Source organism: Streptococcus sp. 1055 (genome assembly GCF_013276815.1).
GTDB classification, from domain to species: domain Bacteria; phylum Bacillota; class Bacilli; order Lactobacillales; family Streptococcaceae; genus Streptococcus; species Streptococcus pseudopneumoniae.
In genome coordinates, this window is record NZ_VMLT01000162.1 from 1 (window position 1) to 6078 (window position 6078).

Below are 6078 nucleotides of genomic sequence, written 5' to 3' on the forward strand. Positions count from 1 at the left end.
ATTACTGTATATTTAGTATATCAGAAATAGTCTATATTCACAAATCTTTCTAGTTATTCCCTTATCATTCCAAGTTAAGGGCAACAACATACAATAATTTTTATTTAATACTCTTCGAAAATCTCTTCAAACCACGTCAGCGTCGCCTTGCCGTAGGTATGGTTACTGACTTCGTCAGTTCTATCCACAACCTCAAAACTGTGTTTTGAGCTGACTTCGTCAGTTCTATCTACAACCTCAAAGCAGTGCTTTGAGCAACCTGCGGCTAGCTTCCTAGTTTGCTCTTTGATTTTCATTGAGTATGAAATAAGATATGCACAAATTGATTAGAAAAGTCAAATGAATTTCTACAAATGTTTTAGCAATCGCAATCTACTTGTCTAGATTCGATCTGATATATTTTCGATTTAATGATATGGTATTTAAAACCTCCAAAGCAGCTTGCTCCATTATTTTACTTACGTGAGTGTAGATGTTATTTATTGTTTTAGCGTCTTTGTGTCCCACTCTAACCATTATAGCTTTTAATGGGATATTCTTCTCAGCTAGTGTACTAAGGAGTGTGTGCCTGAAAATATGGGAACTAAGGGGCTGGTTTATCGGTTTCGTTAGTTTAGTATTTGCCTTTTGAAAAGTGATCTTAAATGCCTTTCTCTAAATTTACATATCACTATTGTTTAACAAAATATAATCTGCTTTAGGTCACTTATTCTTTTTTTGAAATGTAGAATGAACTTTTTCAAAGTTTTTCGAATCTTTTAAAATCTGTTTGTTTTATATCGCCATTCTCCCCCTTTTTTAATTCTCCCTATACAGCCTGACAACTTTCCCGATGGTACGAATATGGGTGCTTTCGTCTAGGTGGATGTCGGGGTATTCGGGATTGAGTTTTTTGAGGTAGCCTTGGCGAAGTTTCTTGACCTAGTTAGCACCGTCTACTTGGAAGATGACGATGGTATTATAGTCAATCTGTGGGGGATTCTTGATAAATAGGTAGTTGCCGTTTCTTATCTTTGGCTCCATGGACTTGCTGACGATATAAGCGATTGCGTCGTAGTCGTCTGGGATTTCATCCTCATAGAATGGAAACTCCATATCTAAATTGTCGTCCTGCATCGAGCGGCTACCTGCAGAGATAAACTACCTAACACGAGAGCAAGTAGTCTGTCTGTAGTCGTCCAGTCTGATGATTTTTGCGATACTTCGTTTATCATCGTTTTTCTTCTCATACAGTTGCCTCTCGGCATAGGTCGGGAATTTACCTTGTCTGGGTGATGCCCGTTGGTCGTAGATAGATTGGATATCGCTAGGAGAATCCTTTTGAACTGGAGGAAAGATGCATCAATCAAGCTACTGAATACTTTAGCTAAGTCAAATATAGTATTTTTCTTAGTAGACCTAACCCTTTTTTCATAATTTCCAATGGTGTTTTTACTTATACCTATCTTAGTACCCAATTCTTATTGAGTCCAACCATTACTAGTCTGTATTGTTTTATTTTTAGCCTCTAACAATCGCAATCTCTTCTTTATCTACGAATGAAATCGCTTTCTGTTTTTATAAGTAAAGCATAACGCGAAATCCACGAAAATGAAAACTTTGTTGTGTTTTCGTAAAAAAATTGTTGACAGAGCACGAAACGCCTATTATAATTAAATCAAGCTTAAGGAAATAACAAAAAAAAACAAATCGGAGGGAAAGACGATGAGCATATTAAATGAGAAAGTAATCAATATCTGTAAATCAGTAGTTAAAGAAACTTTAATCCAAGACATTTAGGAGAAAAAGATGAAGAAATCAAGAAAATTAGCCATATTAGGAATCTGTTCAGCTTTGTTTTTAGGCTTGGCAGCTTGTCAGCAAGATGCTACAACTTCGAATGGGACGAGTCAAAGGCAAAGTAGTTCAACGAAAGTTCCATGGAAAGCTTCATACACCAACCTAAACAATCAGGTAAGTACAGAAGAGGTCAAATCTCTCTTATCAGCTCACTTGGATCCAAATAGTGTTGATGCCTTTTTTAATCTCGTTAATGATTACAATACCATTGTCGGCTCAACTGGCTTATCAGGAGATTTCACTTCCTTTACTCACACAGAATACGATGTTGAAAAAATCAGTCATCTCTGGAATCAAAAGAAGGGTGATTTTGTTGGAACCAACTGCCGTATCAATAGTTATTGTCTTTTGAAAAATTCAGTCACCATTCCAAAACTTGATAAGAATGATCAATTGCTTTTCCTAGATAACGATGCGATTGATAAGGGGAAGGTCTTTGATTCACAAGATAAGGAAGAGTTTGATATTCTATTTTCGAGAGTTCCAACTGAGGCAACGACGGATGTCAAGGTTCACGCTGAAAAGATGGAAACATTCTTCTCCCAATTTCAATTCAACGACAAAGCTCGAATGCTATCTGTAGTCTTGCACGACAATCTGGATGGTGAGTATCTGTTTGTAGGCCACGTTGGAGTCTTAGTACCGGCTGATGACGGTTTCTTATTTGTAGAGAAATTGACTTTCGAAGAGCCCTACCAAGCGATTAAATTTGCCAGCAAGGAAGATTGTTACAAGTATTTAGGCACCAAGTATGCGGATTATACAGGCGAGGGACTGGCTCAGCCTTTTATCATGGATAATGATAAGTGGGTTAAACTTTAATGGTGGTATGATATGACAGTAATCCTAGGACTTTTATTTCTATTTTTGATGAGTTGGTGGGTTATTTCAATCGTTAATAGCCAGAAACCACGAAAAAATGAAACATTTATTGGCTATATCCAAAGATACGATATTGATGGGAATGGCTATCAATCAGAAGTATGGGAAGTGACTGAGGAGGAAGATTTATAATTAAAGAACAGACTCGTCTTTACAGTATTGCACCTATTTCCAGATAGTCCATTTGTAGTTTTATCCAGATTGCTATATAATTTAACTTAGAGAAAATAGGAGGACTAATCAGATGGAATTAAAAGATTTTACAGAAAAAGAACAGGAAATGATTAAGAAGGGGCTGACTACGTCTAAGATTAGTGACAAGGAAACTGCTGAGAAGATTCTTGCGCTTGTCCCACAGGACTTGATTAAGCGAATCCCATTTTTCGTCAGAAAACATGCTACGACACGTACGATTAAACGCATTTCAATCGAACACCCTGAACTCTACGCTGCAGCTCAAACAAGTGGTGAGATTCCAGAAAAAGAACGAGAAGAATTGCGTCAGATTATCACAACTATCTTTGAACAAAAGATGAATAAGCATAGTATTAAGTAGAGAATGAAAAAATATTTTATTGGTGGTTTGGGAAGTAATGTCTATCATAGCAAGGATCTTCTTCAAGAACTAGATTCTCAGGTTTATTTTCTAAATCCATATGAAAAACATCTTCGAGATGAAACAGAATTGAAATCATGGTTTAAAAAATCGATAGAAGAGGAAGAATCTATCTGTCTGATAGGTCATTCTCTTGGAGGAGATTTAGCTCGTTATCTCGCATCGGAATTTCAAGAAGTGAAGAAACTGATTCTTTTAGATGGTGGCTATCTAGATTTAGATAAGATTTTACCTTTGGATACAGAGTTAGAGGAAACTAAAAATTATATCAAATCTCAAATCGTTTCGGACTTAGCTCTTCTTATTTCTAAAGAAAAATCTGAAGCAAAGCATTGGTCAGAAAATATGGAGAAAGCCGTAAGGCAGTCCTATCACTGGAATTCTGAGTATAATAGATATGAGTTGGCTATAAATTATGAAAATATAGAAGCGATACTCCGCTTACGGAGAAAAATACAAGCTTTTAAGAGAGAAGTGGGAGATACCTTGTTTATTAGTCCTCGCTATCCTAATGAAGCTACATGGAGAGAGGAAACACTAAAAGAATTACCAGATTATTTTGATACTATTTTTCTAGAAAACGTTGGCCATGAGCTTTATACTGAAGCACCCAAAAAAATCGCTAGTATGATTAATGAGTGGCTCTCTTATTCTCACTGAGTTGCTTGTATGGCTTGAAATGGTATAAGATGAAAATCTACAAGTCACTAATTCTCATATAACAAAAAAAACGAACAGGCTCTTTTCTGTCATTCAGAAGAGAACTTGTTCGTTTTTATCTTGATTTTCTTAAAAAGCTCGATAAACATAGGGATTTTCTGGTTTATCGACTTTTGTAAAGCTGTCGATTTCCAAGGTTGGGAGATTTTGTTTGAGTTCTTTATGGTAGTGATTGAGCAGTTTTCCTTTGGCCGTAATCCAAGTGTTGTTTTCATACTGCCGGGTATTTCCCTTGGTCAGCAATCCATAGACACCAGAATCTGCGATACAGTGGATAATGCCGAATCGGAACAGAAATTGACTATTGGCATGACTGGGGTCGTTATAGACAAAGCCTGTAAACTGGATTGTCTTGCCCTCAAACTCATCTGGATAGTCGTAGATAGCCTCCATGACCTCCATATAGTTTTCATTAGTGATCTGAATGCTATCCTGGGACAAGTATTTATCCGCCGCCGTTCGCATTTCCTTTTCATAGGCTGATTTTGAAAAATAAGAACTGGTGTCTGGTTTCAAATATTGGCTTGTCGTCCCTTCACTTGTCTGAATGGCTAGATCCGTTCCTTCCGATAGGGGGAAATGATAGCCTTTGGCAGAAACGGTCTGAGAATCCAAGCTAACAGTTGGGAAAGTTAAGCCGATGACAAGTGGAATAGCCAGAAGAGAAATACTCGTCATCTTGGCCAATCGGCTGTTCAGATGACTGTGGGTTTTGACTTGCTTCATCCAGATATACAATTGAACAATTGCCAAGATAAAGGAAAGCACCATGGAGATATAGGCCAGATAGGAATAGTGCATGTTGATGTACTGGTTTAGTTTGCCCGACAGATGGAGGTAAATAGTCAGTTCAAAATAGCCAGCTAAAACTAAAAATCGAATCATAGGATGACTCCAATCAAGAGAGAATAGGCTAAAACGACCAGAGTCACAATCGTAATGAAGTGACTAATAAATCGTGCTTTCAAGTAATTTTTCATCATGAGAATATTTTTGATATCCAGCATTGGGCCAATGACGAGAAAGGCCAGAACTGGAGCCAAACCGAAACTCGAGAGAAGAGAAGCACCTATAAAGGCATCCGCCTCACTACAGAGCGAAAGAAGAAAGGATAAAATCATCAAGAGCAGGATGGCAAAAAGAGGGGTCGCACTGATAGAGGTCAGAATCCGAGTCGGAACGTAGACCTGTATTATAGAAGCAAAGAGGCAGCCAAATACCAAATAACGCCCCGTATCAAAAAATTCATCAATGGCCTGCACAAAGACTTGAAAAACTTTTTTTGCAGAACTCAAGTAAGAAAAATCATGCTCATGACAAGTCAGACGATTTTCTTTCTGAATCGGTTCTTGCCAGAAAAATCCTAGAAAAATTCCTAGTATTACAGCCACAAGAATGGAACCCAGAGCTCGTAATAGGGCGACATGGAAGGAGTTGCCAAAGGCAGAATAGGTCGCAAAGAGAACAATGGGATTGATAACAGGTGCTGTCACAAGAAAGGGAACGGCCGTGTAACTGGGAACCTTTTTTTCCAGAAAACGATTGATAATGGGGACAATCCCACATTCACAAGAGGGAAAAAGTATCCCGACGAAGGTGCCAAAAAAGATTCTCCCCCAACGATTTCGAGGGAGAAAATGATAAACCTTGTCAGGTGTGATATAGACCTCAATCAGCCCTGAGACAATACTTCCTATCAGAACGAAGGGGAGGGCTTCAATGATAATGGAGAGAAAAATGGCTCCAGTTTGAAGTACACTAGATGGGAGTTGTTGGAAAGCAGTCATCTAGCTTTTCTTTTCTGCTTTGGCTTTTTTCTCTTTGTCATCAGGGAAAGTGACTTGTTTCAAATCTGGGAGTTTAGCAAACTCTTCAAACATCTTGTCCAAGTCGTCTCGTTTTGTAAATTTTACAGCCATAGGTGTACCTCGATTCTAAATTCTACCTCTATTATACTATTATTTTGAGGAAAAGGGAAAAGTTAAAAGTGAGTATCTAACGAATAATAGAGTATGGCATTT

At 37.8% G+C, this 6078-nt stretch carries 10 protein-coding genes; 4 read left to right on the forward strand and 6 right to left on the reverse strand.

Translation table 11 applies throughout. The features are described 5' to 3' along the window. Nucleotides 1-104 precede the first annotated feature (104 nt). From HT699_RS11940 to HT699_RS11325, 3 genes are all read right to left on the reverse strand, one after another. Nucleotides 105-296 carry a chlorohydrolase gene (locus HT699_RS11940; RefSeq protein WP_240149900.1) on the reverse strand — a complete coding sequence of 64 codons (192 nt, stop codon included), beginning with the start codon at nt 294-296 and terminating at the stop codon, nt 105-107. A gap of 76 nt (nt 297-372) precedes the next feature. After that, nucleotides 373-639 carry a tyrosine-type recombinase/integrase gene (locus HT699_RS11320; RefSeq protein WP_080564667.1) on the reverse strand — a complete coding sequence of 89 codons (267 nt, stop codon included), beginning with the start codon at nt 637-639 and terminating at the stop codon, nt 373-375. A gap of 282 nt (nt 640-921) precedes the next feature. Beyond that, nucleotides 922-1116, reverse strand: a complete 195-nt coding sequence (locus HT699_RS11325; RefSeq protein ID WP_001150162.1) for a S24 family peptidase — start codon at nt 1114-1116, stop codon at nt 922-924. Between the two features lie 672 nt (nt 1117-1788). Here HT699_RS11325 and HT699_RS11330 point away from each other — a divergent pair. The 4 genes from HT699_RS11330 (at nt 1789) to HT699_RS11345 (ending at nt 3997) form a co-directional block, all read left to right on the forward strand. After that, nucleotides 1789-2661, forward strand: coding sequence for a DUF4300 family protein (locus tag HT699_RS11330; RefSeq protein ID WP_000749590.1), 873 nt, complete (start codon nt 1789-1791; stop codon nt 2659-2661). 12 nt (nt 2662-2673) lie between these two features. Further along, nucleotides 2674-2853 carry a hypothetical protein gene (locus tag HT699_RS11335; protein ID WP_000216060.1) on the forward strand — a complete coding sequence of 60 codons (180 nt, stop codon included), beginning with the start codon at nt 2674-2676 and terminating at the stop codon, nt 2851-2853. A gap of 112 nt (nt 2854-2965) precedes the next feature. Further along, complete coding sequence (locus HT699_RS11340; protein ID WP_000420556.1) at nt 2966-3277, forward strand: hypothetical protein; 312 nt, start codon at nt 2966-2968, stop codon at nt 3275-3277. Between the two features lie 3 nt (nt 3278-3280). Next, nucleotides 3281-3997, forward strand: coding sequence for an alpha/beta hydrolase (locus HT699_RS11345; RefSeq protein WP_050261436.1), 717 nt, complete (start codon nt 3281-3283; stop codon nt 3995-3997). Between the two features lie 129 nt (nt 3998-4126). Here HT699_RS11345 and HT699_RS11350 read toward each other — a convergent pair whose 3' ends face one another. The 3 genes from HT699_RS11350 to HT699_RS12080 are packed head-to-tail and all read right to left on the reverse strand — an operon-like array spanning nt 4127 to nt 5976. Next, nucleotides 4127-4942: a TIGR03943 family protein gene (locus HT699_RS11350; protein WP_000617844.1), complete on the reverse strand. Its 816-nt coding sequence runs from the start codon at nt 4940-4942 to the stop codon at nt 4127-4129. Next, a complete protein-coding gene (locus HT699_RS11355) occupies nt 4939-5844 on the reverse strand; it encodes a permease (RefSeq protein ID WP_000123618.1) in 906 nt (301 codons plus the stop codon). The genes HT699_RS11350 and HT699_RS11355 overlap by 4 nt, the downstream gene beginning before the upstream one ends. Continuing rightward, nucleotides 5845-5976, reverse strand: coding sequence for an SPJ_0845 family protein (locus HT699_RS12080; protein ID WP_000268686.1), 132 nt, complete (start codon nt 5974-5976; stop codon nt 5845-5847). It lies immediately after the preceding gene. Nucleotides 5977-6078 lie beyond the last annotated feature (102 nt).

Excerpts from the sequence above, each read along its gene's own strand:
- HT699_RS11940 (WP_240149900.1), bottom strand. The coding sequence starts at position 296 with ATGAAAATCAAAGAGCAAACTAGGAAGCTAGCCGCAGGTTGCTCAAAG.
- HT699_RS11325 (WP_001150162.1), bottom strand. The coding sequence starts at position 1,116 with ATGCAGGACGACAATTTAGATATGGAGTTTCCATTCTATGAGGATGAA.
- HT699_RS11330 (WP_000749590.1), top strand. The coding sequence starts at position 1,789 with ATGAAGAAATCAAGAAAATTAGCCATATTAGGAATCTGTTCAGCTTTG.
- HT699_RS11335 (WP_000216060.1), top strand. The coding sequence starts at position 2,674 with ATGACAGTAATCCTAGGACTTTTATTTCTATTTTTGATGAGTTGGTGG.
- HT699_RS11340 (WP_000420556.1), top strand. The coding sequence starts at position 2,966 with ATGGAATTAAAAGATTTTACAGAAAAAGAACAGGAAATGATTAAGAAG.
- HT699_RS11345 (WP_050261436.1), top strand. The coding sequence starts at position 3,281 with ATGAAAAAATATTTTATTGGTGGTTTGGGAAGTAATGTCTATCATAGC.
- HT699_RS11350 (WP_000617844.1), bottom strand. The coding sequence starts at position 4,942 with ATGATTCGATTTTTAGTTTTAGCTGGCTATTTTGAACTGACTATTTAC.
- HT699_RS11355 (WP_000123618.1), bottom strand. The coding sequence starts at position 5,844 with ATGACTGCTTTCCAACAACTCCCATCTAGTGTACTTCAAACTGGAGCC.
- HT699_RS12080 (WP_000268686.1), bottom strand. The coding sequence starts at position 5,976 with ATGGCTGTAAAATTTACAAAACGAGACGACTTGGACAAGATGTTTGAA.